The organism is Pacificibacter maritimus (assembly GCF_003814915.1).
GTDB lineage: Bacteria > Pseudomonadota > Alphaproteobacteria > Rhodobacterales > Rhodobacteraceae > Celeribacter > Celeribacter maritimus.
Genome location: NZ_RKQK01000004.1, coordinates 16285 through 41618 on the forward strand (window position 1 = coordinate 16285; position 25334 = coordinate 41618).

The 25334-nt window shown below is 49.2% G+C and carries 24 protein-coding genes and 1 pseudogene; 17 read left to right on the top strand and 8 right to left on the bottom strand.

The window, feature by feature from the left end:
* The first annotated feature begins 24 nt into the window (after nucleotides 1–24).
* From EDD53_RS11600 to EDD53_RS11625, 6 genes and pseudogenes are all read left to right on the top strand, one after another.
* Nucleotides 25–537: a flagellar basal body-associated FliL family protein gene (locus tag EDD53_RS11600; protein ID WP_425464065.1), complete on the top strand. Its 513-nt coding sequence runs from the start codon at nucleotides 25–27 to the stop codon at nucleotides 535–537.
* A 9-nt stretch (nucleotides 538–546) separates the two neighbouring features.
* Nucleotides 547–948, top strand: coding sequence for a hypothetical protein (locus EDD53_RS11605; RefSeq protein WP_123793440.1), 402 nt, complete (start codon nucleotides 547–549; stop codon nucleotides 946–948).
* Between the two features lie 8 nt (nucleotides 949–956).
* Entirely contained in the window at nucleotides 957–1559 is a 603-nt protein-coding gene (locus EDD53_RS11610) for a MotE family protein (RefSeq protein ID WP_123793441.1), read from the top strand.
* A 70-nt stretch (nucleotides 1560–1629) separates the two neighbouring features.
* The gene (gene motA, locus EDD53_RS11615) at nucleotides 1630–2499 is read left to right on the top strand and encodes a flagellar motor stator protein MotA (protein WP_123793442.1); all 870 of its coding nucleotides are present in this window, start codon (nucleotides 1630–1632) and stop codon (nucleotides 2497–2499) included.
* Entirely contained in the window at nucleotides 2496–4772 is a 2277-nt protein-coding gene (locus tag EDD53_RS11620) for a hypothetical protein (protein ID WP_123793443.1), read from the top strand. The genes motA and EDD53_RS11620 overlap by 4 nt, the downstream gene beginning before the upstream one ends.
* A 527-nt stretch (nucleotides 4773–5299) precedes the next feature.
* A pseudogene (locus EDD53_RS11625) lies at nucleotides 5300–5494 on the top strand (hypothetical protein); the annotation flags it as partial.
* A 143-nt stretch (nucleotides 5495–5637) separates the two neighbouring features.
* On the opposite strand, the gene EDD53_RS11630 reads toward EDD53_RS11625, so the two are convergent.
* The 6 genes from EDD53_RS11630 to EDD53_RS11655 all read right to left on the bottom strand — a co-directional run bounded on the left by EDD53_RS11630 (nucleotide 5638) and on the right by EDD53_RS11655 (nucleotide 9478).
* Entirely contained in the window at nucleotides 5638–6435 is a 798-nt protein-coding gene (locus tag EDD53_RS11630; RefSeq protein WP_123793444.1) for a DUF1217 domain-containing protein, read from the bottom strand.
* Nucleotides 6432–6839 carry a flagellar biosynthesis repressor FlbT gene (flbT, locus tag EDD53_RS11635; protein WP_123793445.1) on the bottom strand — a complete coding sequence of 136 codons (408 nt, stop codon included), beginning with the start codon at nucleotides 6837–6839 and terminating at the stop codon, nucleotides 6432–6434. Before flbT ends, EDD53_RS11630 begins: the two co-directional genes overlap by 4 nt.
* Nucleotides 6836–7213 carry a flagellar biosynthesis regulator FlaF gene (flaF, locus tag EDD53_RS11640; RefSeq protein WP_246002375.1) on the bottom strand — a complete coding sequence of 126 codons (378 nt, stop codon included), beginning with the start codon at nucleotides 7211–7213 and terminating at the stop codon, nucleotides 6836–6838. Before flaF ends, flbT begins: the two co-directional genes overlap by 4 nt.
* Before the next feature lie 92 nt (nucleotides 7214–7305).
* Nucleotides 7306–8616 (bottom strand): flagellin, encoded by a 1311-nt coding sequence (locus tag EDD53_RS11645; RefSeq protein ID WP_123793446.1) that lies wholly within the window; start codon nucleotides 8614–8616, stop codon nucleotides 7306–7308.
* Between the two features lie 228 nt (nucleotides 8617–8844).
* Nucleotides 8845–9198, bottom strand: coding sequence for a hypothetical protein (locus EDD53_RS11650; RefSeq protein WP_123793447.1), 354 nt, complete (start codon nucleotides 9196–9198; stop codon nucleotides 8845–8847).
* Entirely contained in the window at nucleotides 9185–9478 is a 294-nt protein-coding gene (locus tag EDD53_RS11655) for a rod-binding protein (protein ID WP_123793448.1), read from the bottom strand. Before EDD53_RS11655 ends, EDD53_RS11650 begins: the two co-directional genes overlap by 14 nt.
* Here EDD53_RS11655 and EDD53_RS11660 point away from each other — a divergent pair, their 5' ends adjacent.
* Genes EDD53_RS11660 through EDD53_RS11670 form a run of 3 tightly spaced genes read left to right on the top strand, consistent with a single transcriptional unit; the run spans nucleotide 9479 to nucleotide 13027 of the window.
* On the top strand, nucleotides 9479–11410 hold the full coding sequence (locus EDD53_RS11660) for a flagellar hook-length control protein FliK (protein ID WP_123793449.1): 1932 nt from the start codon (nucleotides 9479–9481) through the stop codon (nucleotides 11408–11410).
* A gap of 12 nt (nucleotides 11411–11422) precedes the next feature.
* Complete coding sequence (locus EDD53_RS11665; RefSeq protein WP_123793450.1) at nucleotides 11423–12100, top strand: flagellar hook capping FlgD N-terminal domain-containing protein; 678 nt, start codon at nucleotides 11423–11425, stop codon at nucleotides 12098–12100.
* Nucleotides 12101–12148: 48 nt separating this feature from the next.
* Entirely contained in the window at nucleotides 12149–13027 is an 879-nt protein-coding gene (locus tag EDD53_RS11670; RefSeq protein ID WP_123793451.1) for a phosphotransferase, read from the top strand.
* Here the strand turns inward: EDD53_RS11670 and ubiB are convergent.
* Together ubiB and ubiE are read right to left on the bottom strand one after the other, a co-directional pair.
* Nucleotides 13020–14555, bottom strand: coding sequence for a 2-polyprenylphenol 6-hydroxylase (ubiB, locus tag EDD53_RS11675; RefSeq protein ID WP_123793452.1), 1536 nt, complete (start codon nucleotides 14553–14555; stop codon nucleotides 13020–13022). The two genes, EDD53_RS11670 and ubiB, sit on opposite strands and share 8 nt — an antisense overlap.
* Complete coding sequence (ubiE, locus tag EDD53_RS11680; protein WP_123793453.1) at nucleotides 14556–15320, bottom strand: bifunctional demethylmenaquinone methyltransferase/2-methoxy-6-polyprenyl-1,4-benzoquinol methylase UbiE; 765 nt, start codon at nucleotides 15318–15320, stop codon at nucleotides 14556–14558.
* 85 nt (nucleotides 15321–15405) lie between these two features.
* Between ubiE and mutM the strand changes: the two genes are divergently transcribed.
* From mutM to gyrB, 8 genes are all read left to right on the top strand, one after another.
* A complete protein-coding gene (gene mutM / locus EDD53_RS11685; RefSeq protein WP_123793454.1) occupies nucleotides 15406–16257 on the top strand; it encodes a bifunctional DNA-formamidopyrimidine glycosylase/DNA-(apurinic or apyrimidinic site) lyase in 852 nt (283 codons plus the stop codon).
* 57 nt (nucleotides 16258–16314) lie between these two features.
* Nucleotides 16315–17091, top strand: a complete 777-nt coding sequence (locus EDD53_RS11690) for an enoyl-CoA hydratase (RefSeq protein ID WP_123793455.1) — start codon at nucleotides 16315–16317, stop codon at nucleotides 17089–17091.
* A 152-nt stretch (nucleotides 17092–17243) separates the two neighbouring features.
* Entirely contained in the window at nucleotides 17244–17507 is a 264-nt protein-coding gene (gene rpsT, locus EDD53_RS11695) for a 30S ribosomal protein S20 (RefSeq protein WP_123793456.1), read from the top strand.
* Nucleotides 17508–18283: 776 nt separating this feature from the next.
* Entirely contained in the window at nucleotides 18284–19663 is a 1380-nt protein-coding gene (dnaA, locus tag EDD53_RS11700) for a chromosomal replication initiator protein DnaA (protein ID WP_123793458.1), read from the top strand.
* Between the two features lie 176 nt (nucleotides 19664–19839).
* Nucleotides 19840–20958 carry a DNA polymerase III subunit beta gene (gene dnaN, locus EDD53_RS11705; protein WP_123793460.1) on the top strand — a complete coding sequence of 373 codons (1119 nt, stop codon included), beginning with the start codon at nucleotides 19840–19842 and terminating at the stop codon, nucleotides 20956–20958.
* Between the two features lie 50 nt (nucleotides 20959–21008).
* On the top strand, nucleotides 21009–22115 hold the full coding sequence (gene recF / locus EDD53_RS11710; protein ID WP_123793462.1) for a DNA replication/repair protein RecF: 1107 nt from the start codon (nucleotides 21009–21011) through the stop codon (nucleotides 22113–22115).
* Nucleotides 22112–22732: a LysE family translocator gene (locus tag EDD53_RS11715; RefSeq protein ID WP_123793464.1), complete on the top strand. Its 621-nt coding sequence runs from the start codon at nucleotides 22112–22114 to the stop codon at nucleotides 22730–22732. Before recF ends, EDD53_RS11715 begins: the two co-directional genes overlap by 4 nt.
* A 100-nt stretch (nucleotides 22733–22832) precedes the next feature.
* The gene (gene gyrB, locus EDD53_RS11720; protein ID WP_123793466.1) at nucleotides 22833–25250 is read left to right on the top strand and encodes a DNA topoisomerase (ATP-hydrolyzing) subunit B; all 2418 of its coding nucleotides are present in this window, start codon (nucleotides 22833–22835) and stop codon (nucleotides 25248–25250) included.
* The last annotated feature ends 84 nt before the right edge of the window (nucleotides 25251–25334 follow it).

Consider the following 25334-nt stretch of genomic DNA (forward strand, 5'->3'; position numbering starts at 1 on the left):
AAAACGGAATCGTCAAAGAAATTGATGGATGAACCGATGGCCGACGAAGAACCAATTGAAAACGAACCAAAGAAAAAGTCTAAACTCCCGCTGATCATCGGTCTTGTATTGATGCTCTTATTAGGCGGAGGGGGATTTTTTGCTGTCTACTCCGGACTTATACTATCGCCACCTGCAGAACCGACAGAAGCTGAGCTCGCTGAACTGACGACGGATCCGGTCGACCCCCTGCCTGACGTCGCATTTGTCGCAATCGACCCACTCATCATAAATTTGGCAAGCCCTTCTGCAGGCAACCGTCACCTGAGGTTTCATGCGCAGATCGAAGTCCCGTCGCTTTATGAGGAAGAAGTTTTATCCTTGTTGCCGCGCATCGTGGACGTCCTCAACGGATATTTAAGGGCGCTAGATGTCACCGATTTTGAGGCTCCCGCGGCGCTCGTAAAACTGCGCAGTCAAATGCTACGTCGATTGCAAATTGTTGCGGGTGAAGAGCGTATTCGAGACGTGTTGATCATGGAATTTGTTATAAACTAGGAGGCGAAAATGGAATTAATTGCAGATATATTGATGCTCGCTGGTACATTTTCAGTTGCCATCTATTGTATTGTTCTTGCGAAACGGCTGAGCAGGTTCACAGATCTTGAAAAGGGTGTAGGCGGTGCAATTGCAGTGCTGTCGGCTCAGGTAGATGACCTGTCCAAAATGCTTCTAAAAGCACAGTCGACAGCTATCGCATCTGGCGAAAATTTAAAAAGCCTGACCGAACGCTCGGAAGACGCAGCAAAAAGATTGGAGCTGCTCATGGCATCAATGCATGACCTGCCGCAGCCCCCCCAAACGCAACCATTGGATTCGCAAACCTCCCCGAAGACCACTCCAAATGACGCAGCCCATGTTGTTGCCCCTTTCCTTAGCCGCCGTTCACGTGTCGAGGCAGCAGAATGACGAATTCCATGAAAATCCCTAAAACGAAGAAACCCAAGCGCTCTGGGCGTGGCGCTTTGTTAATCATTTCAGCCATTTTCGTGTTGTCAGCAGGTGTACGATTGATGTCAGGCACTGGTGCAGCAATTGCGAAAGAAGTTGCAAACTTCGCCAAAGAAACTGAAAGCCAATCATTGAACACGACAGCGGAATGCATGCCCGAAGGGCAAATGACGACCCTATTTCAAAGTTTGAAAAAGCGCGAGGCGGCAGTTCTTGAAACAGAAACTATGCTAACACAAAAGATGAAAGCCTTAGAGTTGGCTCGCATCGAGTTTGACAAAAACTTGGTCGCCTTACAACAAGCAGAGGAAAAACTTGCTGCTACGATGGCGAGCGCCAGCACAGCCTCAAAAGATGACTTGGACAAGCTGACGGCGGTTTACGAAAACATGAAACCCAAAGATGCCGCTGCTCTTTTTGAGCAAATGTCACCCGATTTTGCGGCTGGTTTTTTAGGTCGAATGCGCCCCGATGCTGCTGCCTCTTTGTTGGCGGGCCTGAAACCAGAAACAGCCTATACAATATCAGTTTTGCTTGCAGGGCGTAACGCAAACGCACCAAGCGACTAGCGTGAGTTAATTGTTAAGCCTGATGTGCGAGGATGCTTTCAGTGAAATTTGTAGTTTGGGATAAAGCGCAATGATCGGAATCGTGGGCATTTTAATCATTTTTGTAATGGTTTTTGGCGGCTATATTGCTGCAGGGGGGAAAATGGGGCTTATTTTGAAAGCCCTTCCCTTTGAATTTATGATGATTGGCGGCGCTGCGGCTGGTGCGTTTACAATTTCAAACGACATGGCTGGCATTAAACACACCTTGAAAGACATGGGTAAAGTCTTCAAGGGTCCTAAGTGGCAGCCCACTGACTACAAAGATCTTTTGTGCCTGCTATTCGAACTGATTCGCCTAGCACGTCAAAATCCCGTTGGCTTGGAAGAACACATTGAAGCTCCTGAAAACTCATCAATTTTTACGAAGTATCCCAAAATTCTAGCCGACAAAGAAGCGATCGCGCTGACATGTGATACCTTACGCTCGGCGTCGATGAATTACGATGATCCTCATCAAGTTGAGGAAGTTCTTGAAAAACGGATGGAAGCGAATCTACATCACGCCCTTCACTCTTCCCATGCCATGGCCGCAATTGGCGACGGGTTGCCGGCATTGGGCATCGTGGCTGCGGTTCTGGGGGTCATCAAGACGATGGCCTCTATCGATCAACCACCTGAAATCCTCGGCAAAATGATCGGTGGTGCGCTTGTTGGGACATTTCTTGGCGTATTTCTTGCCTATGGTTTTGCAGGGCCTTTCGCCGCAAAAATGAAAACCGTCATCGAAGAAGATGCGCATTTTTATCAACTTATCCGCGAGGTTCTCGTGGCCAACCTTCACAATCATGCAACAAATATTTGTATTGAAGTTGGGCGGCAAAATACGCCAGGCCATTACAGGCCGAGTTTTTCGGATTTGGAAGAGGCCCTCAAAGACGTGAAGTCAGACGCAGCATGATTCGCAACTTATTCATCATATTCTGCACCCTACTTGCGATCCCTTCATGGGCTGAGCCTGTGCAAGTTGTATCGGGCGATCATGAAGATTTCTCACGTCTCGTTTTGCAACTACCGCGTCCGACCAACTGGAGCGCAGGTACAGTCGAAGGCGGGTATATCTTCAAGCCGAACGAGGGTGAAATTCAGTATAAATTAGATCAAGTATTTGATTTTATAACGAAAGACAGAATTTTTGATGTTCAGGACTTGGGGGATGGTGCGCTATTCATTTCAACAGACAACCGTTTTTTCCTTGATGCCTTCGATCTACGCGACAATCACGTTGTTCTCGATATCAAAGATGGAACTGCCCAGAAAAACTCAAGATTTGAACAACCTTTTGATCAGTCTCGCTTCACTGTGGAAAAGACAACTGCCCAGCTCGTTGATACTGAGGTTAATTTGACGCCTCCTGTGCCGACGCAAGCTATGATCAGCCCCACAACCCCCATCGACATTCCGATAGTAGCGCAACAACATGTCTGGCGCCTCGACGCGCTGTCAGACACGCCAAACCCGCGTGTCTCAGAAATGGAAAAGCGCCTATTCGACCAAATAAGCCGTGCTGTTTCCCAAGATCTGTTAGACGCAGACTTACCAGATACCGAGAGTGTCGTCGCCGAGGTTGAGAAACTCACACAAACTCCTGCATCAGATGAGAGTGCCGACACAGCTTTAACATCTGGCGCAGCACGTCGAACAGATGATACTCACATTCGCATTCAAACTGCTGTTGACCGCGACAGGAAACCCGTCGCCTCACAGACTATCAACCTTTCTGAAGAAAATTGTTTCGCTTCTCACGCCTTAGATATTCAAGACTGGGGCCAACCGCTGAACGAGGGCTTGCAGATCGCAGCATATCGAAGCCAAACATTGGGTGAATTTGATCAACCTTCACCGCAAGGTGTTGAGGCCCTAGTGAAGTATTACTTATTCCTCACTTTTGGTGCAGAAGCGAAAGCTGCACTCGATGCATATGGTTTGCCACTCAAAGACGAGGCAGCTTTAAGAAAAATTGCAGAGGTAATGGATGGTGTGTCCAGCGTTGAGACTTCTGCGTTCAAGACGCAAGTCGACTGTGACGGCCCCTCTGCATTTTGGTCCGTAATTTCCCGTGAAAAACTGCCACCTGTCACCGATCAGCAACTCGATTCAATTATAGCATATTTCTCAGGCTTGCCGCTGCACTTACGTAAGCACCTAGGACCTAGAATTTCTGAGAAATTCCTCGCTTCTGGTTATGTGACAGCTGCTGAGCTCGTTCAAAACGCAATCTTAAGAGTTGCAGATCAATCAAATGATGCCCTCGACTTTTTGAATGCCGAAATGATGATCGCAGACGGAAACTCTACCAACGCCGTGGAGATACTCGACACGATCGTATCGCACGATGGTCCTGAAGCCGCACTAGCGCTCATTCGCTCGATTGATGTGCAAAAAGAATCACTGCATACAATCGACCCAAAAGTGGCTGAAAATGCTGAAATACTGGCTATCGAGCACAGAAACACTCCGTTAGAAGCACAACTGATACGGGCATCGATTGATGCAAGAATTCACTCAAACCGTCCTGATTTAGCGCTACAAGCTTTACTAAAGGGCACGAACAGAACAATAGTTGAATCGAACGAGTTTCAGCGCCTCCTCAACAGTGCATCTGCTGGTGTTGCCTCATCAAGCGATGACCTTGAATTTGTGAAGCAAGCTATATCAGTTTTATCAGCCGATGCTGCCGCCCTTTTGTCTGACGAGACAAAGTTAACCTTAGCTGATCGCTTGATGGGGTTGGGGTTTGTAGATCTAGCAGCGGAATTTGGAAAATTTGAAAGTCCGCCGAGCAATCGAGCAAAGATTTTACTGGCGGATATCCATAGAAACAAGGGTGATTTGGACAGTGCGCTGGCTTATCTGATGCATATAGATGAACCGCGCGCCAATCGATTACGAGGTGAAATTTACCTGCACATGAAACAACCTAGGTTAGCCGCAAAAGAGTTTGCGCGTGGCGATCAGGCAGACTTAACGAATGCAGCACTTTTTTTAGCGGAGGACTGGGAGCCACTGTCGCAGCAGGAGGACACCCAGTGGTCGGAAGTTGCAAGTTTTCTCAGTGCTGGTCAGCTCGAACCAAATGAAATCGCATTTCAGCCAACACTCGCAGGTGCTGATACACTGCTAGATCGCAGTCGAATTGCGCGCGAACGTTTTGGTTCGCTGTTGAACCAATAATACTGAGAGCCACTTTTCCAGATGAAATCTATTGATGTCTTGATAGTTGCACAAACTATCGTTGCAACATCCATCAATAATAAAGATCGGGTTGAACATGGTAGACTTGGCAATAATCCAGGCGAGTTATTATGGACCCGTCGCGGTTTGATGCCGCTCCGTTGATAGCATTTACTGCAACAAAGTAGACGAACCATGCACTGCACGGCAGGGTATTTCCGTAGCAAAGGTCCCGAGAGTGGCAGGCCACGGATGGCGGAAGATCTGAAGGAAATCGGCTTGGACGCCGAACATCGCTGGGTTGGCCGCGTTTGACAGGAAAACGATCCCCCAGATCGTTTTCAGAACCTGTCTCACTGCGCCAGAACGGTATGTCCCTCGTCAGAATCTGTAAACACAAAGTCACCACCATCGCCCGCAGGCGATTGCAAAGCAATCTGCCGAGAGGCGGACCACGATCACAAATTCAACATTGCGCCGAACCAGAAATGCCTCTTGGTGATGCAAGCTTCTGCTGCCAGGCAGAGATCAAGACAGAGCTGATCTGGCGCAATTCATGGGACACCCGCAGGAAGGCTGAGACGGCAATCGTCCACTCTCATAATTTTCAACCAAACGAGCGCCGTGCAGCGAAATACATAAACGGCTTCTACAATCTGCGCTGCCGACACTCAGCATTGGGTTGGAAAAGACCGGTCGCTTTCGAACGCAAGGTGGCTTAAACGAGCACTTGGGCGGCACCAAAGCGCGACAGGTCTATTATTTTGCATCTGCTCCATCCTGTCTAGGCTTACACGCTCAGTTTATAAACCTCTGAAAGATAATAGTTTTACCTGCACGATTTGACTTCAATTAATCGAAAGCCTTATGCGAAGCCAGATAGAAGAGATAAAGCATTTTCCAATGGCGACGCTCCAACACTACCTGCTGCCACTTCGCTACGTACCAAAAACAACCTTACAAGCTCTTCTCGCTTTGACTTATCTGCGAACTGTGACACTTCGCTGTCATCAAAGTAGCGACTTGTTTTATCTCGAAACTCAGAGAGCTGCTGATCTAAGTCCAAGCTACCTACGGAACTAGGAAGGCCAAGAGCCGTTTCAAAGACGCTTCTCACGGCACTATTTCCCATCACACCATACCACAGGCCGTTGTCCGAAGTTTGGGTGTTTGCGATTTCGATTAGCTCACGATCCAAGTTTAGCGCCAATCGCATCGTTTCATCTTGCTCACCAACGGCGATTTCAAACTGGGTATCTTGATATTTTGTAATTATTTCATCGGGAAAAGTGCTTAATTCCGTATTCGGGGTGTCGAAATCACCAAAACCGAAGGCTTTTGAGAATTCGAAATACCTTTTATCGGAGAGCTTATTCGCAAGCGCATCGTCATCAACTATTCCGTCTTCCAATACCTTCTGGACGAAAAATGTGTTATTGATATCTTCCTCAAGACCAAACGCCCCAAGGGCGACTGACAGCAATCGCCTATCGGACATCAAGTCATCCGCAGACGCAACTGCTCCAATATTCTCTCTAAAGTAATCGGTAGCACGTTGCACTGAGGCTGCCTCATTAAAGGCAGCCTTTTGTACATCCATCGTTCTATTGAGAAAGCTCCAACCTGCATACCCACTCAACGGAACGATAGGTTGAAAAGTCATTGTGGCCTCGCAGCCGACAGCAACCTGTCTTCTCGTGGCAATAAGCTTCGCAGTGACTTGAGTGCTTGATAGAATTGCTTGTCTTGGATAGCATCAGTCGCGTCGCACAACAGCGCCCTGCTGTCATGATCAGTAAGAACTTGACTTAGCTGTTCGATGCCACGCAAAATTTGAAAATAGGCATCTTCGGGGTTGGCGTCGCCAGACAAAACCAGTTGAGCGATATAACACACTCGCCGCACTGGAGTATTCACGTCTTCAGGATGGATTGCATCGCGCAATCTTAAAATATTGGCGTTCGGGGTAACTACTGAAAGCCTAGAACGACGCTCGCCATTCTCAATTACCGCACCATTGATCAATACGCGTTCCTTCGGGCCCAACTTTAAAACAAGTCCACTCATACCGAGTCTCCCTCCTGGCGCAATCCACGCATTATTGACGTGTTTATATCGATAAGAGGCACTTCGTCAGCTTTGCCGTTCAGAATGTCCGATGTATGTTTTTGGGTAAATTCAGCCAAATAAAATATTTGAGCACGCAACTCTTTGGGTAATTGATTGTCTGCCGAAGCGACGTCGCCTGCAAGTAGTGTCCAGAGCATCCTGTTGTTGTGAAGAGCTTGAACAAAGGCAGCGTAAGTTGTTTTCTTCGTTTTTGCAGAGGCACTCAATTGGTGTGTAATTCTTGCGAAAGCTGCATACTCCGTACCGCGAGCGGTACGAATTGGCGCAGATGTAGAGCTGTAGGCCGTTCGGGCCATATTGAAAGCGTTCACGTCGGATCCTTCCGGTGACAATGAAATCTAAAACGCAGTTTTTACTGCGTGAGTGTCTGGGCGCGCATTTTATCGCGCCCAGAATATTGCTCTTAACGGAAGAGCGATAAGATTGTTTGAGGGGCTTGGTTCGCGATCGATAGCGACTGGACCCCGAGTTGTTGTTGAACTTGAAGCGCCTGAAGTCGTGCGGAAGTTTCTTCCATGTCAGCATCAACCATTGAGCCGATGCCTGCCTTCAGGGAGTCCGTCAAGTTATCGACGAATGTCGACTGGGTCTCGATACGACCCTGTGCGGAACCAAATGCGGCAGCTGCATCGATGGATTGTGTGATAAGGTCGTCAATCGCAGCCAATGCGCCTGTTGCACCCGAATCGGTTGTTACATCAATAGTTTGAAGAGCGCCGAGGCCACCTGACGAGGCGGAAGTACCTGCAGTACCACCGGTTTGCACACGTTGACTGACAAACATCGGATCGCCGGAGTCATTTGCGATTGTGATTTCGCCACTATCGAGCGAAACGGAATAGCTACCAGAATCCGTTGCCGCTTCAAAAAAGCTACTGATTTGATTAGACAAATTCCGAGCAACATCTTCAACACTGTCGTCCGCGCCCGCAACATATTGGAATGTACGATCACCAGTTGCAGTGCCGCCGCCAACAACATTAATTGCAATGTCGTTGAGTTGAATTTCGTAACTTACACCTTCTGCGACAGCTTCGATTGTCACAGCTTCATCCGCGCCATCGGCAACCGACGTCATATTTGTGCTTGTGTCATAGGCTGCGTCATCGTGAAGCGTTGCCTGAGTACCAGACATGAAAGATTGTGCTTCGGCCGTATCGGCAGCATCCGTAGTACCAAAGGTTTGAGCATCGGCAGATGTGGTGACTGACAAGCTTTGGCGTCCGACTGAAATATGTGACGGTGTAACCGTACCATCAGCACTGCGGTCTAATGATGACAGGACCTTCATATCGTCTTCAGATGTACCATCGATCAGATTCAATCCGTTGAACTGAGCGGCGCCAACAACAGATTTAATTTGATCTGTGAGTGCGGTAATATCTGTTTGAATTTTCTCGCGATCTACGTTTTCTTCCTGAGCGGCAACAATTTTACCTTTAATGTCAGTTAGAAGGTCGGTGATTGTTTCTGACGCACTCGCTGCTACTGCAAGTGTAGATTCACCAAGTGAAAGGCTATCCGAGATGCCCTTGAATCCTTTGACATCAGATTCCATCACTTTTGAAATGGCCCAAACAGATGCGTTGTCTTTTGCTGATGCAACAGACTTACCTGTCGAAATAGCACTTTGCGTGTCACCAAGTTCGCTGTTGATTGACTTAAGTGTTTGAAGCGCAACCATTGCGCCATTGTTGGTCAGAATGCTGGACATAGAATATGTTCCTTTGGTCTAAGGGCGCTTTTTACGCCACATGATTTACGTGATCCGTCTCATCGGACGGTTTCAGGTTTGTCATTCTGACTAAATACGAGAAAACCGTTTCCGGTTGCCCGCGCCACCCCCTCGGGATGCACTCTGAACATAGCCGCCTATTGGTTTAAAGTTCCCTAAGGCGATAACGGTTTTTCTAAGAAAAACGTGGCATGATTAGGGCAAAGATCAAATTTTCTTTTTTATAGTTAATGACTTATTGACCATGTCCGCCCGTGATCCTGATGGACCATATGTTTGAAAGCTCGGCAAAGGTGCCTTGAGATCAGCTAAGCGTTTGCGCGCTGATTTCAATCCATGAGCAGATGCAACCAACAGCTTGCGATTGCGCTCACTCAGCTTTTTCAAGACGTTTAAATCTGCTTCATTCGGAGAAACGCGAGAGAGTGCTTGCATGAGAGATTCTTTGGGTTCGCTCACGTCGACCAAGACGGAAAACTGTCCTTTGATGATCGCGTCATGTTCTTTTTCAAGCAGTTCGATCAATGCACTCACGGGGCGCATAGCGTTAAACAAACCCATTATCTTGCTCCTTAAGTGCTTCAAAGAGTTGTTCTGCCAAACCGATTCCACCAGCTTCAACCATCTTGTCAGCCTGCGCTTGAACTAGAAACGATGCGAACTGATCTTCGCCCTCACCACCGCCAAATGCATCAGGGGTCTTTCCAAAGCTCGCCGCCTTTAGCATTTCAGCAAGAAACGCCGATTCGAGCTTTTCTGAAGCCTCACGCAGTTTCTCATCCCTTGAGGGAGCGTTGGGCATATCTGTGTGGATAGCCCCTGACTGTGCCGTAATATCCATGTGGTTCACTCCGATATCTTTTTTTTAGAAATATCGGGAACTGGTAAAGAAGCGGTAACTCTCTCAGGTGATAATTGGATATCGGCGAAAGAATTTCCGGATAATAAAATGCAGTTTATGATTCTAAATCAACCACAGGTGAATCTAGGCCAAACGCAGGCTTTAGAGTTACCAATTGCGACTGACACGATAGCTTTGGCTGATGGCGTGAGTTTTGAAAGTGTGGTCGCTTTGGAAGCCAGTGATGGCGTGACAGCCGAGGGGGATTACACAACAATCTCGATGAAAGATCTGTCGATATCGGGAGTGAATCAAGCGAACCCATTGCCACAATTAGGCACCCCTGAAAGCACCGAAAAAGCAGAGTTTTCGCATATCCCTATGGCTCACCCCAAGGGAATCCCTGACCATAATAAGAATAATGTTGTGGATGACCTAGAGGAGCAAGACGCGGTAGTCTTCGCAGAAACGACAACTATCGAAGTAGATCCAGCGCAGACGATACCTGTTCAGCAGAACGCAGAGCCCGCTTATTTTTATGGCTCGCATCATGTGGAAACTCATTCTGACGAAAAAGCGGTCACTGATGATTTGGCACCTGAGGCCGAATCTTTTGCACAGGAAAGTACAGTCGAAATACTTGATGTCACGCCCAAGGAAAACCCGTTGGGGGCTGACCTTAGAGCCACCCAACTGGAGCAAAAAACAAACCAGACCGAGATTAGCGCAACCTCAGTCACTCCTGTTTCTGGCAGGAATCTTGATGCCAGTTTTGCGATTGAAAAAACTGACATCGCAATGCCTGCTTCTACAAAAATCAATTTGCACACTGATATCACGGCCGCAGTGCCGAACGGAGATCAAACCATATTAGATCAAGCTTCGGGTGGCCCGCATATTGCCATGCCGCATGCAAACGTTGGTGAAGCGGCAGCGGCAAGCTCAGAATTTGAACCCCAAAAAAAGGCTGAGCAACCACTCGCGCCTATTGTGCCTAAAAGTCCAGATTCCGAAGTGCCTCAACCTCCAAGGCATGTCCCAATCAAAACAATTCAAACGGATGCTGGCAAGAACATTCCTGCCATATTGAATACCGCGGAACGACCACAATCTGTTTCGAATACACCAGAGCAACCTCAGGCTAACGTGGCCTCGCCCCCGTCTTCTCAATCTCCCCAAACGCCCGAAAAACACGGCTTAATTCTTACCAGTGATCAAGAGGCCAAAGTGCGTGACGGGGTCCATCATGAATTGCAAGAGACACCAATAGAGTCTCCGGAGATTGAGCTACAGCCAGAGCCGACGCAAACTTCCGAGCCCACACAACATGTGACAAAAGATACACCGCAAATGACAGTCACACAGGCGCCGCTTCAGGATTCATTTGTAGAGATAACTCAAAGCAACACCGAGCTAGAGGTCACGCCAAGCTTTGCGGCATATGATTTAATGGCCGAACGCGCGGATCTACCACAGACTGCTTTGCCGCTAGCACTGGCAACTCAACCAGAACTGCCTGCACGCCTTGCCGCTCAGATCGCAGATGTGGCCAAACAATTGCCCGACGGGCCAATTGAAATCAGCCTATCGCCTGAAGAACTTGGCAAAGTTAAGCTGACATTCCAGCTTTCTGAATCAGGAGCAATGACTGTTGTTATCGCAGCAGAACGACCTGATACGCTCGAGTTTATGCGCCGAAATGCGGACAGTCTTTTGGCTGAATTTTCTGAGCTTGGGTACGAAAACAGTAGCCTTCAATTTCAGCAAGACAATCAAAATAATGCGCAAGACGGCTCTGACAAACACGCCCATAAAAGTGCCGATGGCGGCGACCTAAATATTGCCTCCCAGACGCATCCGCTTGATCAGACCAAAAAGCAAACTCCAACTCTTAATTTAACTGCAAGTTCAGGCATGGATCTGCGATTGTAAGGAATAACAACTATGACAAGTTCAGTTACAGCAGCGCAACCGACGACCTATGCGCAAACATCCACTGCGGAGACACAAACAGAAGAATCGACCTCTGCGATCACTTCAGATTTTGAAACGTTTTTAAAAATGCTGACGGTGCAAATGCAAAATCAGGATCCCCTAAACCCTGTTGATTCTGCAGACTATGCCATACAGCTCGCGACTTTTTCAGGGGTTGAGCAGCAGGTTCAGACAAACGATTTGTTGAAATCTTTAGGCACGCAAATGGGTGTTATGGGAATGGCACAGATTGCAGGTTGGGTAGGTATGGAAGCGAGAACACAAGCGCCAGTCCATTACGACGGCGCTCCGATCACGCTTGCACCGAACCCGAGTTCATCCGCAGATCGCACATTTTTGGTGGTTCAAGATGCAACAGGCACGGTCGTTCAAACACAAGAAATACCGAACACACGGGATTACTACGAATGGGACGGTCTGGACGAAAATGGTGCGCCACTACCGGATGGAAATTATAGTTTCACACTCGAAAATTTTGCCTATGACGAATATTTGTCGACAACCACGGTAGAAGCATTTGGCTACGTCACTGAAGCGCGCGCTGAAGGGACTGACACAGTTCTTGTAATGGAAGGCGGCGCAGAGGTTAGCGCAGATGCGATATCAGCCCTCAGGGAACCAAATTAAACTCACAAGTCATTGCACCCTAAATAACAGATTCTATACAGTCGGGATATGACCTATGATCCGCAGACCACGAGACTTCGAAACACTTCAAACGATCTACCAACTGGCTTTGCACAAGCCGTTGCTTTGGCTGGATTTGGTACAGCAAAAACATGGCGGCGTTTGCAGGGTGGGCGGTCAAACCTTGTTTTCGTAGGCCAGTTTTACGACCGACAAATAGTGTTTAAAATCTTTCGGTCTGAACGATCCAATCCTCTATTTCCCAATGATGTAACGAGCGAAATGTCAGCCCTGACTGCGCTCGAATCCTCCGGTTTTGCCCCTCGACCACTCCAGTTATTTCACGTCCATGGTCGTGGTTGTCTGGCTTATGAATTTATCGATGGCGAACCAGCGCGATCTACGTCCCAAGCCGCCCTTAAGACGCTTGCATCCGTGCATCAACTAACGCCGCCAAGCGCAGCTCGTCGTGTTTTATGCGACCGGACTTCGGTCAAACAGCAAGGTTTCTTTTTTTTAAAAGGCGATGAGACATCGCGCGCAAACTACCTACGCGATACCTGTCCGACTGTGGCTGATGTGGGTGAGGTTCCTCCAAGTTTTTTGCATGGCGATCCAACACCTGCAAATACAATCCACATGGAAAACAGAGTGATCTTTGTTGATTGGCAATGCCCTGGAGCTGGCGATCCAATTCATGATCTATCGTTGGCGCTTTCCCCTGCCATGCAGCTTGTATACGGCAATTCAAATGCTGAGAAAGTGACAGCATCACAATTACTGGCAGCTTACGATTGCCCAACAACCACGGACAGATATACCGAATTTGAACCACTCTTGCGCTGGCGTATCGCCGCCTATTGCCATTGGAAAGCCATGCGCGGCGAAACAGTCTATGCGGCCGCTGGTCTTGCTGAATTTAGCTAACGACAATCGCGACAATCGCACCAATGGCAGCACATACACCGCCCCCAAAGACCAAAAACATAGCCTGCCGCGCTGATGACATTTGCTGAGCCGGCTCGGCCCCTTGCGACTGCGCCATTAAAATAGACTCAGCGAGCGCAGGCAATTTCGGCCCAAAACGCGATAGCACAATCGCTGTACGGCCAAGATCACGGGCCAATGCTTTGGGGCCAATGCTTTCCTTGATGTAACTTTCGACCACAGGTTGCGAGACCTCCCAGATATTGATTTTGGGATCAAGCGAACGCGCGACGCCTTCGACGACCACCATAGTTCGTTGCAACAAAATCAATTCTGTGCGTGTCGCCATACCAAAGCGTTCGGTCACTTCGAGCAGATATGACATTACGCGCCCCATGGAGATTTGCGTGGCATCCATACCAAAGATCGGTTCGCCAACTGCGCGTAACGCACGCGCAAACTGGTCAACATCTTGATTTGCGGGTACATATCCCGCCTCAAAATGAACCTCTGCGATACGTTGATAATCTTTGCGGATGAACCCAAAAATGATTTCAGCATAGACACGGCGCGTATAGACATCCAACACGCCCATGATGCCAAAATCCAATGCGGCGACATCGCCATTGGGCATAATTTTGAGGTTACCTTGGTGCATATCCGCATGAAAAAAACCATCGCGCAAAGCATGACTTAGGAACATCTGCAACACGACACTGCCGAGCTTTTTACGATCATGACCAGCCGCGCTGATTTCTGACAGGTTGGAAGCCGTGATGCCTTCGAGCCACTCCAAGGTCATCACACGGCGCGAAGACAGCGCCCAATCGACTTTTGGGACATAAAAGCCAGCATCGTTTATTGTGTTCGCATGGAACTCTGCCGCCGATGAACTTTCAAGACGCAGATCCAATTCGCCCAAAACCACCCCTTCGAAATGGGCAACCACATCTTGTGGACGCAAACGGCGAGAGGATGGCAAGAACCGTTGAATGAACCAAGCAGCAAGATAAAACGCATCCACGTCTTTGCGAAACGCGCGCTCAATCCCAGGACGCAATACTTTGACGGCGACAGCTTCGCCAGTTTCGCGTTTTACAGCTTTGTGCACCTGCGCAATGGAAGCGGCGGCCACAGGTTCAGAAAATTCAGAGAACACATCGTCAATGTTGCGGCCCAAATCGGCCTCGATCATTTCGATGGCCTGTTCCCGCGAAAACGGGGGTAATTTGTCTTGCAAGACTTGCAACTGATCGGACAATTCTTGGCCCACAACATCAGGGCGTGTCGATAGAATTTGACCGAATTTGATGTAAGCTGGTCCAAGTGCTGTAATCGCACGGGTAACGGGTGGGCGCGATTGATCGCCTTTGATACCGAGCCACTGAAAAGGCCACACCAAACTGCGCAACGCAATTTTCATTGAACGCGGCGCATCCGTTGCATCCAAGATCACTTTCAGCGCGCCTGTTCGCTCAAATGTGGCACCCGTACGGATTAGTCGCCAAATATTGTGTGGCCCACGCATCTAAATTTTCCAACCTGTGTGCAGCGCCGCGATGCCCAAACTTAGGTTGCGGTAGCTTGCATTGGCAAATCCTGCTGTCTTGATCATTTGCAAAAATGTGTCTTGGTCAGGGAATTTTCTAATACTTTCAACTAAATACTGATAGCTCTCTGAGTCATTTGCAATCAACTGTCCCATTTTTGGAATGACATTGAAAGAATACAGGTCGTAAGCCTTTTGCATGGCAGCATTCGGTAATTGGGAAAACTCCAACACCATCACGCGCCCACCTGGTTTGAGCACGCGGTAGGCTTCTGACAGAGCTTCATTAACGCGGGTGACATTCCGTATCCCGAAAGAAATGGTGTAGACATCGAATTGATTGTCATCAAAAGGCAGAGCCATCGCATCGCCTGTGACCCAAGTAAGATCATCGGCCATCTTTTCGGCTTCAGCGCGCTTGCGCCCTTCAACAAGCATAGATTCAGTCATATCCAGCACAACGGCTTGCGCACCCGACGCACGGTTTAAAAAACGAAAAGACACATCGCCAGTACCGCCAGCAACATCCAAAAGCCGTTGGTGAGGACGCGGCGCAAGCCAATCCATCATCGCATCTTTCCAGATCCGGTGGATTCCCATCGACATGACATCATTCATAACATCATACTTTGAGGCAACGTTGGTAAAGACTTCGTGGACCATTCCAGCCTTTTGGTCTTCGGCAACATCTTGAAACCCAAAGTGGGTCGTCTTGTCACTGGATGTGTTATTTGTCTGTGTCATCTCTTGCACCTTTTGCAAAACTTATACTTCTTATAGGCTTCACATCGCGCGTGACAATCGTCAGAGCCAGCAAAGAGAGTGCAAAATGCCCGAATTACCCGAGGTTGAGACAGTTAGACGCGGGCTAGAACCCAGTATGACAGGTTCAGTGATCACGCGCGCTGATGTAAATCGGCCTGACCTGCGCTGGCCTTTTCCCGACAAAATGGCAGAACGATTGACAGGCGCTGGCGTGATGCAGCTTCGCCGACGTTCGAAATATATTCTGGCAGATTTGGATACTGGCGAAACATTGTTGGTGCATTTGGGCATGTCGGGTCGCATGACTGTGTCTGGCGATCCGCTTGGGCAATTTGTACATGAGCATCCCGCTTTGATCAAACATGACCATGTCGTGCTCCACATGGAAAACGGTGCTCGTGTAACCTTTAACGATCCGCGCAGGTTTGGAGCCATGGATCTGCTTGAAACGGCGACAGCTGACACGCATCCGCTTTTAGCTAAAATTGGTCCCGAGCCTTTTGGCAATGATTTCAACGAGTCCCATCTGATTGACGCTTTCGCCAACAAGAATTCACCTGTGAAATCTGCTCTGTTGGATCAAAGTGTCGTGGCGGGTTTAGGCAATATATATGTGTGCGAAGCGCTTTTTCGTGCAGGAATAAACCCTACAACCAAAGCCAAAGACCTAGCGCCAGAACGAATTGCGTCTTTGGTGCCAATCGTACGCGAAATTTTATTGGATGCGATTGAAGCTGGAGGATCATCTCTTAAAGATTTTCGTCAAGCTGGTGGAGAACTGGGATATTTCCAACACAAGTTTAAAGTCTATGGGCGCGAAGGCGAGCTGTGTGTCGCGCCAAATTGCAACGCGCTGATCACGCGCATTTCTCAATCGGGCCGCTCAACGTTTTCATGCCCGAACTGCCAAAGATAAATTGACTCAAACCAGTTGGCTGATACACCTTTGCTAAATCTGAATCGAGGGGCGCATATGGCTTACAAAACTTTAGTCGTTGAGACAAAAAACAATGTTCAGGTCATCCGCCTCAACCGCCCCGAAGCTTTAAACGCCCTAAATTCGACGCTGCTTGTTGAGCTATCACAGGCATTGGAAAAAGCTGACACTGATGCCAAAGTGCGCGCCATCGTGATTACCGGCTCAGAAAAAGCCTTTGCTGCAGGGGCAGATATCGCCGAAATGGCAACTAAATCCTATGCGGATATGGCTTTGACCGATTTCTTTGGCGCCGAAAGCACAGCCATCGCGGCCACACGTAAACCCATTATTGCAGCCGTAGCAGGCTATGCTTTGGGCGGGGGCTGCGAACTGGCCATGATGTGCGATTTCATCATTGCTGCAGATACAGCTAAGTTTGGCCAACCTGAAATTAACCTCGGCGTTATCGCAGGTCTCGGGGGCACCCAACGTTTAACGCGATTTGTTGGGAAATCCAAAGCCATGGAAATGCACCTTACGGGGCGCTTTATGGACGCAGAAGAAGCTGAAAGATCAGGGCTGGTGTCACGCATTGTGCCCGCAAAGAAGTTGATGGAAGACGCCATCGCCACCGCTGAAAAAATTGCGGAGAAAAGTGCGCTTTCAACATATGCAGCGAAAGAAGCTGTGAATCGCGCTTATGAAACCACGATGTCAGAAGGCTTGCGGTTTGAACGTCGATCTTTCCACAGCTTGTTCGCAACAGACGATCAAGCTGAAGGCATGGCCGCCTTTTTAGAAAAGCGCACTCCGCAGTTTCGCGACAAATAAGTGATTTAAGCTTTCCTTTTGTGCGATTCTCGCTTAATGGACCTCCTACATGCGCGTGGAGCCCGCTCAGGCTATGACTTTCCTGTCCAGTTTTGGACTTGGGCCTATTGCGCAAACGTAATTTTATTGAGCCCTAGAAAGGGAAAGACACCATGGCAAATTCGCCCCAAGCTAAAAAACGCGCACGTCAAACTGAGCGCCGCACTCAAGTCAACAAAGCGCGCCGTTCACGCATCCGTACATTTTTGCGCACTGTAGAAGAAGCAATTGAATCTGGCGATTCTGCTGCTGCGAAGGCTGCCCTTCAAGCAGCACAGCCAGAGTTGATGCGTGGCGTCACCAAAGGCATCGTGCACAAAAACACAGCATCACGCAAAGTATCGCGCCTTGCGTCCCGTGTAAAAGCACTCGGCTAAGCTTTAGCCCTCGACGAGATTTTGAAAGCGCACCTTCGGGTGCGCTTTTTTTTGGCTTTATGGCCAATATTGGCGTTTTTATTTCCGCCATTTAGCGAATCTATAAGGCCGTGAGCGCCTAACTAAACTGTGGATAGATTCGCAATACCTGAAATAAATGAAATTCTGTTCAGGCGATTTTGCGGCAATAGAGACACGAGAAATGCGGACTCTATAGGCTTTTAAGATTCGAGTTTGGGAAAGACAGAGTCAAGCGCGAAGATCGGTTGCGCGGTCTGCGCATCACTTGCTAGTTTGTACCTGCGATTCACGTCGTCTTGGGGGACATTCACTTTCCTCACAGATAAAAAGCAACCCAGCAGCAACGTCTGTTTGGTTTGTAATTTGAGCTTTGCTCAATCTGTTGAGTGGTGTGGTTTGGTCATTTAGATAGGGGTATCTCTGATCAATCTGTCCAGAAAAGAATAAGCGCTTTGGCGTGACTTTTTTCTGATGTGTCCACTTGCGTTGAACAGCTTTGGAACGCTTATAACTGGTCATTTTTTGACTAGATTATATGGTCGTGCCATTTTGGGACATGCAATTTATATCGGTGCTCTTTTGAGTGTGCCAATCAATGTTGTGAGGGACATTGATGTGGTTGGTTATTTTTTGACCACCGTATGAGTTAGACGACCTGAGGCGCTATGTCTTGGACTGTGATCGCGCAGTGTCCAAGGGATTGGCTGAATGCCAGCGCGAACTGAAAAAGAAATATAATTGGGTCGAATACGAATATGAAAAACGATACGTGGGGACGTGTTAAACAACAGCTTCTCGAAGCAGTCGGTCGCAACGATTATGCAAATTGGATTGAGCCACTACAGCTGAAAAAAGTAGATAATGGCGTTGCCCATTTTTCAGTCCCAACCAGCTTTATGGCCAATTGGGTTTCGCGCAATTTCGCCGACCAAATCTTGATGCACCTCAAGGCATCCAAAGTGCCAGCTTCACGGGTTGACTTTAAGGTCGAGGTCGCGCGCCCAGCGCAGGACGCACCAACCGAAGCAACGGCCGCGCCTGTTGAGCAAACTAGCGCGTTAGCCACATCAACACCAGAAGTGGAAGTGGCTGACCTGCCAAGTGCCCCTCTGGATGCGCGTTTTACCTTTGATAATTTTGTTGTTGGCAAGCCGAATGAATTGGCCCATGCGGCAGCGCGCCGCGTTGGGGAAGGCGGTCCAGTTACCTTTAACCCATTGTTTCTGTATGGTGGCGTTGGGCTTGGGAAAACACACTTGATGCATGCCATTGCGCATGAAATCAAACAGCGCGACCCCGAGGCGCGCGTTCTATATCTATCCGCAGAACAATTCATGTACCGCTTTGTGCAAGCTTTGCGTGACCGCCAAATGATGGACTTTAAGCAATTGTTCCGTTCGGTAGATGTTTTGATGGTCGATGACGTGCAATTCATCGCAGGCAAAGACAGCACGCAAGAAGAGTTCTTTCACACGTTCAACGCGCTTGTGGATCAAGGTAAGCAGATCATCATTTCGGCCGACCGTGCACCTGGTGAGATCAAGGATCTAGAAGACCGAATCAAGTCACGCTTACAGTGTGGTTTGGTCGTTGATCTTCACCCGACAGATTACGAATTGCGGTTGGGCATTTTGCAAACCAAGGCGGAAAACTATCGTACGCAATACCCTGGGTTGGTGTTCGCTGAAGGCGTTTTGGAATTCTTGGCCCACCGCATCACGACCAACGTGCGTGTGCTCGAAGGGGCCTTGATGCGCCTGTTTGCATTTGCTTCTCTTGTAGGGCGTGAAATCACGATGGATCTCGCTCAGGAATGTTTGGCGGACATTTTGAAAGCGTCAGATCGCAAGGTCACAGTCGAAGAAATCCAGCGCCGCGTATCCGAGCATTATTCAATCCGTTTGTCAGACATGATTGGTCCAAAACGTGTACGCGTTATTGCGCGACCACGTCAGGTTGCGATGTATCTATCGAAACAACTCACGTCACGCTCTTTGCCTGAAATCGGCCGTCGATTTGGTGGACGCGACCACACAACCGTGATGCATGGCGTACGTCGTATCGAAGAGTTACAAACCACAGATAGCCAGATGTTTGAAGATGTCGAAATGCTTCGCCGCGCTCTCGAAGGTTAAACAAAGGGCAAAAACCTGACACTCTCTGGCAGCAGCGCCGCGTTTTAACGCATGGTGGTGCTTGCCAACCCTTGACGCTTGCGCAAAGAGTGAACAAAGTCCAAACAACAATATCTTGCACGTGATGGTGAATGTTATATTCTCAGCATCCGGCCAATGAACGAGACGAGGGTGGCATGAAAATTAGCATTGAACGCGGTGAACTGTTAAAAGCCGTAGGGCAGGCGCAGTCTGTAGTCGAGCGTCGCAACACCATTCCGATCCTTGCAAACGTACTGATCGAAGCAGAAGGGAACACCGTTTCCTTCCGCGCGACGGATCTTGATATCGAAGTCGTCGACAAATGTGCTGGTATGGTTGAGCGCGCTGGTGCAACGACTGTTTCGGCTGTAACGTTGCACGAAATTGTGCGCAAACTGCCCGATGGTGCAATGGTTATACTAACCGATGACGGGGCGTCAGGTCGCTTAACAGTTGAAGCGGGTCGATCAAACTTTTCCTTGGCTACTTTGCCAAAAGAAGATTTCCCCGTGATGACCACCTCTGAATACGACAGCAATTTTGCAGTGCCTGCACCTGTCTTGCGGCGCTTGTTCGACAAGTCAAAATTCGCGATTTCAACCGAGGAAACCCGTTACTATTTGAACGGCGTTTACATGCATATTGCTGATGGCGAAGATGGCAAAGCACTACGTTGCGTTGCCACTGATGGTCACCGCTTGGCGCGCATAGACGCCCCTTTACCTGACTACGCCTTAGAAATGCCTGGCGTGATTGTACCACGCAAAACTGTTGGCGAATTGCGTAAGCTTTTAGAAGATGACGACATGATGATCGCTGTATCTGTCTCAGAAGCAAAAGTGCGTTTTGCCACCCCTGACATCACTCTTACATCTAAAGTGATCGACGGCACATTCCCTGATTACACCCGCGTTATTCCAGTGGGCAACACCCGCAAGCTAGAAGTGGACGCAGCGGAATTTGCCAAGGCTGTTGATCGTGTTGCCACTGTTTCTTCTGAACGGTCCCGCGCGGTTAAGCTCACCTTGGAAGAAGACAAACTTATTTTATCCGTCAATGCGCCAGACAGTGGTGCCGCCGAAGATGAGTTGGCAGTGGCCTATAACGACGAGCGCCTTGAGATCGGCTTTAACGCCAAGTACCTTTTGGAAATCGCAAGCCAAGTCGACCGTGAGAATGCTGTGTTCATGTTCAATTCGTCTGGTGATCCAACCTTAATGCGCGAAGGCAATGACACGTCAGCAGTATATGTCGTTATGCCGATGCGCGTGTAAAATCTAAGGCATTCAAGTTGAATAGATTTGGAATAGGTCAGTCGAGCTAAATGTCTTTGTTCATCGAAGACTTAACCCTGTCGCATTTCCGCTCACATCGGGCCGCACATCTTGAATTAGATGGGCGGCCTGTCGCCATTTGGGGTGCAAATGGAGCGGGGAAAACCAACATTCTTGAAGCAGTGTCCATGCTGTCACCGGGCCGTGGTTTGCGCCGTGCGGCGATGGAAGACATCGCACGCAAACCTGAAAGTTTGGGCTGGAAAGTCCGCGCCGAATTGCAATCACTTCATCAAAGCCATGATATCGAAACATGGTCAGAAAACGGAGCATCGCGGACTGTCAAAATTGACGGAAAATCAGCTGCACAAATTGCTTTGGGCCGGATCGCACGTGTGGTTTGGCTTATTCCAGCAATGGATCGCCTGTGGATTGAAGCGCCAGAAGGTCGCAGACGTTTTTTAGACCGCATAGTTATGTCGTTTGAACCGCGCCACGGCGAAGTTGTTTTGAGCTATGAGAAAGCCATGCGCGAACGCAACCGTTTGCTAAAAGACATGGTGCGCGACGCCCATTGGTACGCAGCCCTTGAAACACAAATGGCTAATGCGGGCGCCGCGATGATGCAAAACCGCTTGACGGTCATAGAGCGCCTGACTGATGCGCAAGCGGGTGCAGAAACAGCGTTTCCCATAGCCTGCTTGACGTTGAAATCATCAGATCAATTCCCGATGCTCAGCGCGGCCGAGAGTTTGTTGAGCGCTTTCAAGGACAACCGATCCCGCGATCTTGCTGCGGGCAGAACGTTGATTGGCCCTCACCGCGTCGATCTGGATGCGGTTTACACAGCAAAGGGCGTAGCTGCGGATCAATGCTCGACCGGTGAACAAAAGGCCCTGCTCATTTCATTGATCTTGGCAAATGGTCGTGCATTGGCGCAAGACTTTGGGGCCGCGCCAATATTCTTGCTGGATGAAGTCGCAGCGCACCTCGACAGCGCACGCCGCGCAGCTCTATATGATGAAATTTGTGCGCTGGGTGCACAGGCCTTTATGACGGGCACGGGCCCAGAGCTTTTTGCCGAACTCAGCACGCGCGCCGCAACTTTTGAAGTAGGTGAAGACGCGGGCATATCAACTTTAAAGGAAGTTCTGTGAATATTACGCCGTTCGAATTGATGCTCTATGCAGGGGCCTTGTTTGTGCTCTTCTTAACACCTGGTCCTGTATGGGTGGCGATGCTGGCGCGCACCTTGTCTGGCGGCTTTTCAGCCGCATGGCCATTGGCGCTTGGCGTTGTCATCGGAGATATGCTTTGGCCGCTGCTTGCAGTGCTTGGCGTGACTTGGATCATTTCGGAATTTAGCTATTTCTTAGTGGCGCTGAAATGGGTCGCTGTCGCTATGTTCCTTATCATGGGCGCCTTGCTCATACGCAATTCAGACAAGGCCATCACCACAAACTCTAAACTCACAGCACCAGGCAAATGGGCGGGCTTTATTGCTGGGCTTGTGGTGATTATGGGCAATCCAAAAGCAATCTTGTTTTATATGGGCCTCTTGCCTGGATTCTTTGATTTATCGCGCCTGACGCTATGGGATACCACGGCAATCTGTGTGATTTCTGCACTGGTGCCTTTGACAGGCAATTTCATACTGGCCGCATCAGTGAGCAAAATTCGCGTTCTTCTATCGTCGCCAAACGCCCTGAAGCGAATGAATATTACAGCTGGACTTTTGTTGATTTTAGTCGCCTTTGTGATCCCGTTCACTTAAGCGACACCTCGCCTGAATCTCCCGTGATATTTGTGCCAATAGCGTGACAACCCTTATGGATTGCCGTATAAAAAGGGCAAGAAATAACAAGGAAACAATCATGTCCGATACCCCCGAGCAGTCCGAAGAATATGGCGCCAGTTCTATTAAAGTTCTCAAAGGGTTAGAGGCTGTTCGCAAACGTCCTGGTATGTATATCGGTGACACTGATGACGGTTCTGGTTTGCACCATATGGTCTATGAGGTCGTGGACAACGGCATTGACGAAGCTCTGGCGGGGCATGCGGACTATGTGAACGTCAAAATTCACAAGGATTCATCTATTTCTGTGCGTGATAACGGACGCGGTATTCCGACTGATTTGCATGAAGAAGAAGGTGTTTCTGCTGCCGAAGTTATCATGACCCAGTTGCACGCAGGCGGTAAGTTTGACAGCAACTCATATAAGGTTTCTGGCGGTTTGCACGGTGTGGGTGTGTCGGTTGTGAACGCCTTGTCTGATTGGCTCGAACTGAAAGTCTGGCGCAGTGGCAGTGTTCATAAAGCGCGCTTTGAACGCGGCGAAACATCTGAGCACCTCGAAGTCATCGGTGATGCTGGTGATGAAACAGGTACGGAAGTGCGCTTCTTGGCGTCGACAGACACGTTTTCAAACCTTGATTACCAATTCGCAATTTTGGAAAAGCGCCTGCGTGAGCTGGCCTTCTTGAACTCAGGTGTGCGCATCATCTTAGAAGATGAACGCCCCGCGGAGCCGCTGAAAACCGAACTTTACTACGATGGCGGCGTTAAAGAATTTGTCAAATACCTTGATCGCTCGAAAACCTCTTTGATGCCCGAACCGATCTTTGTGACAGGTGAAAAAGATGGCATTAGCGTTGAAGTGGCAATGTGGTGGAATGACAGTTATCACGAGAATGTTCTCCCCTTCACCAACAACATCCCTCAACGCGACGGCGGCACACATATCGCGGGTTTCCGTGGGGCTTTGACTCGCACCATGACGCGCTATGCGGCTGAGAGCGGTATCGCGAAAAAAGAAAAGATCACATTTACGGGCGACGATGCCCGCGAAGGTCTGACCTGCGTGCTGTCTGTCAAGGTGCCCGACCCTAAGTTCTCATCGCAAACCAAAGACAAACTGGTATCCTCAGAAGTCCGTCCTGCAGTTGAGAATTTGGTTGGCGAAAAATTAACCGAATGGTTCGATGAAAACCCTCAGATCGCCAAAATGATCGTCGGCAAGATTTGCGAAGCGGCCATGGCACGCGAGGCTGCGCGTAAAGCCCGCGAATTAACCCGCCGCAAGTCGGCTTTAGATGTGAATTTTCTAGCAGGTAAGTTGAAAGACTGTTCTGAAAAAGATCCATCCCAAACCGAAGTCTTCTTGGTGGAGGGCGATTCCGCTGGTGGTTCTGCCCAAATGGGTCGTGACCGTCGCACACAAGCGATCCTGCCTTTGCGCGGTAAAATTTTAAACGTAGAGCGCGCGCGCTTTGACCGCATGCTCGGCAGTCAGGAAATTGGGAACCTCGTGATGGCGCTCGGCACTGGTATTGGCCGTGACGAATTTAATCTTGATAAACTGCGCTACCACAAGATCGTTATTATGACCGATGCGGATGTTGATGGGGCGCATATTCGAACACTGTTGTTGACCTTCTTCTTCCGTCAGATGCCATCTTTGATCGAAGCGGGTCACCTTTATGTGGCGCAACCGCCTTTGTACAAAGTCGCACGCGGCAAATCAGAGGTTTATCTCAAAGATCAAGCCGCAATGGATGAATACCTGATTCAGCAAGGCACAGACGGGGCAGTATTGCGATTGCAAACTGGCGAAGAAATTGCAGGCGCTGATCTTGCGCGTGTCGTTGAAGGAGCGCGTAAGTTTAAACGTATTCTAGACGCCTTTCCCACGCATTACCCGCGCCATATTGTCGAACAAGCCGCATTGGCAGGCGCGTTTGAAGCGGGCCGTGTGGACAGCGACCTGCAAGGCACAGCCGATATGATTGCAAAGCGCCTTGATATGATTGCGCCAGAATTTGAGCGCGGTTGGCAAGGGCGCCCCACGCAAGACGTTGGCATTCGTTTGACCCGCGTTTTGCGCGGAGTGGAAGAAGTGCGCACGCTTGATGGTGCTATTTTACGCGGCGGCGAAGCGCGCCGTATCAATCAAGAAGTCGACGCCACAAATGGCGTGTTCAACGACCCTTCGCGGTTGATCCGCAAAGACCGCTCGAGCCTGATCCACGGTCCGATCGATTTGCTAAATGCGATCTTGGAAGAAGGCGAAAAGGGTCTTTCCTTGCAGCGCTACAAAGGATTGGGCGAAATGAACGCGGATCAACTTTGGGAAACCACACTTGACCCTGATGCCCGCACTTTGCTTCAGGTTAAAATCGAAGATTTCGCAGAAGCCGATGACATCTTTACCAAACTGATGGGCGACGTTGTCGAACCGCGTCGCGAATTCATTCAGGACAATGCGCTGAATGTTGAAAACCTAGACGCCTAATGGATATACCCGCCGATCATGAAAAAGGTCCGCGGGTATATCAATTCGAAACGCTTACGAGCGACTTAAACTGACGAGCACTGA

Excerpts from the sequence above, each read along its gene's own strand:
- dnaN (WP_123793460.1), top strand. The coding sequence starts at position 19,840 with ATGAAAATTAGCATTGAACGCGGTGAACTGTTAAAAGCCGTAGGGCAG.
- EDD53_RS11650 (WP_123793447.1), bottom strand. The coding sequence starts at position 9,198 with ATGGGTTTGTTTAACGCTATGCGCCCCGTGAGTGCATTGATCGAACTG.
- EDD53_RS11620 (WP_123793443.1), top strand. The coding sequence starts at position 2,496 with ATGATTCGCAACTTATTCATCATATTCTGCACCCTACTTGCGATCCCT.
- EDD53_RS11600 (WP_425464065.1), top strand. The coding sequence starts at position 25 with ATGGATGAACCGATGGCCGACGAAGAACCAATTGAAAACGAACCAAAG.
- gyrB (WP_123793466.1), top strand. The coding sequence starts at position 22,833 with ATGTCCGATACCCCCGAGCAGTCCGAAGAATATGGCGCCAGTTCTATT.
- rpsT (WP_123793456.1), top strand. The coding sequence starts at position 17,244 with ATGGCAAATTCGCCCCAAGCTAAAAAACGCGCACGTCAAACTGAGCGC.
- EDD53_RS11605 (WP_123793440.1), top strand. The coding sequence starts at position 547 with ATGGAATTAATTGCAGATATATTGATGCTCGCTGGTACATTTTCAGTT.
- recF (WP_123793462.1), top strand. The coding sequence starts at position 21,009 with ATGTCTTTGTTCATCGAAGACTTAACCCTGTCGCATTTCCGCTCACAT.
- EDD53_RS11690 (WP_123793455.1), top strand. The coding sequence starts at position 16,315 with ATGGCTTACAAAACTTTAGTCGTTGAGACAAAAAACAATGTTCAGGTC.
- EDD53_RS11645 (WP_123793446.1), bottom strand. The coding sequence starts at position 8,616 with ATGTCCAGCATTCTGACCAACAATGGCGCAATGGTTGCGCTTCAAACA.
- EDD53_RS11610 (WP_123793441.1), top strand. The coding sequence starts at position 957 with ATGAAAATCCCTAAAACGAAGAAACCCAAGCGCTCTGGGCGTGGCGCT.
- ubiB (WP_123793452.1), bottom strand. The coding sequence starts at position 14,555 with ATGCGTGGGCCACACAATATTTGGCGACTAATCCGTACGGGTGCCACA.
- motA (WP_123793442.1), top strand. The coding sequence starts at position 1,630 with ATGATCGGAATCGTGGGCATTTTAATCATTTTTGTAATGGTTTTTGGC.
- EDD53_RS11665 (WP_123793450.1), top strand. The coding sequence starts at position 11,423 with ATGACAAGTTCAGTTACAGCAGCGCAACCGACGACCTATGCGCAAACA.
- ubiE (WP_123793453.1), bottom strand. The coding sequence starts at position 15,320 with ATGACACAGACAAATAACACATCCAGTGACAAGACGACCCACTTTGGG.
- dnaA (WP_123793458.1), top strand. The coding sequence starts at position 18,284 with ATGAAAAACGATACGTGGGGACGTGTTAAACAACAGCTTCTCGAAGCA.
- EDD53_RS11655 (WP_123793448.1), bottom strand. The coding sequence starts at position 9,478 with ATGGATATTACGGCACAGTCAGGGGCTATCCACACAGATATGCCCAAC.
- EDD53_RS11630 (WP_123793444.1), bottom strand. The coding sequence starts at position 6,435 with ATGACTTTTCAACCTATCGTTCCGTTGAGTGGGTATGCAGGTTGGAGC.
- flbT (WP_123793445.1), bottom strand. The coding sequence starts at position 6,839 with ATGAGTGGACTTGTTTTAAAGTTGGGCCCGAAGGAACGCGTATTGATC.
- EDD53_RS11670 (WP_123793451.1), top strand. The coding sequence starts at position 12,149 with ATGACCTATGATCCGCAGACCACGAGACTTCGAAACACTTCAAACGAT.
- mutM (WP_123793454.1), top strand. The coding sequence starts at position 15,406 with ATGCCCGAATTACCCGAGGTTGAGACAGTTAGACGCGGGCTAGAACCC.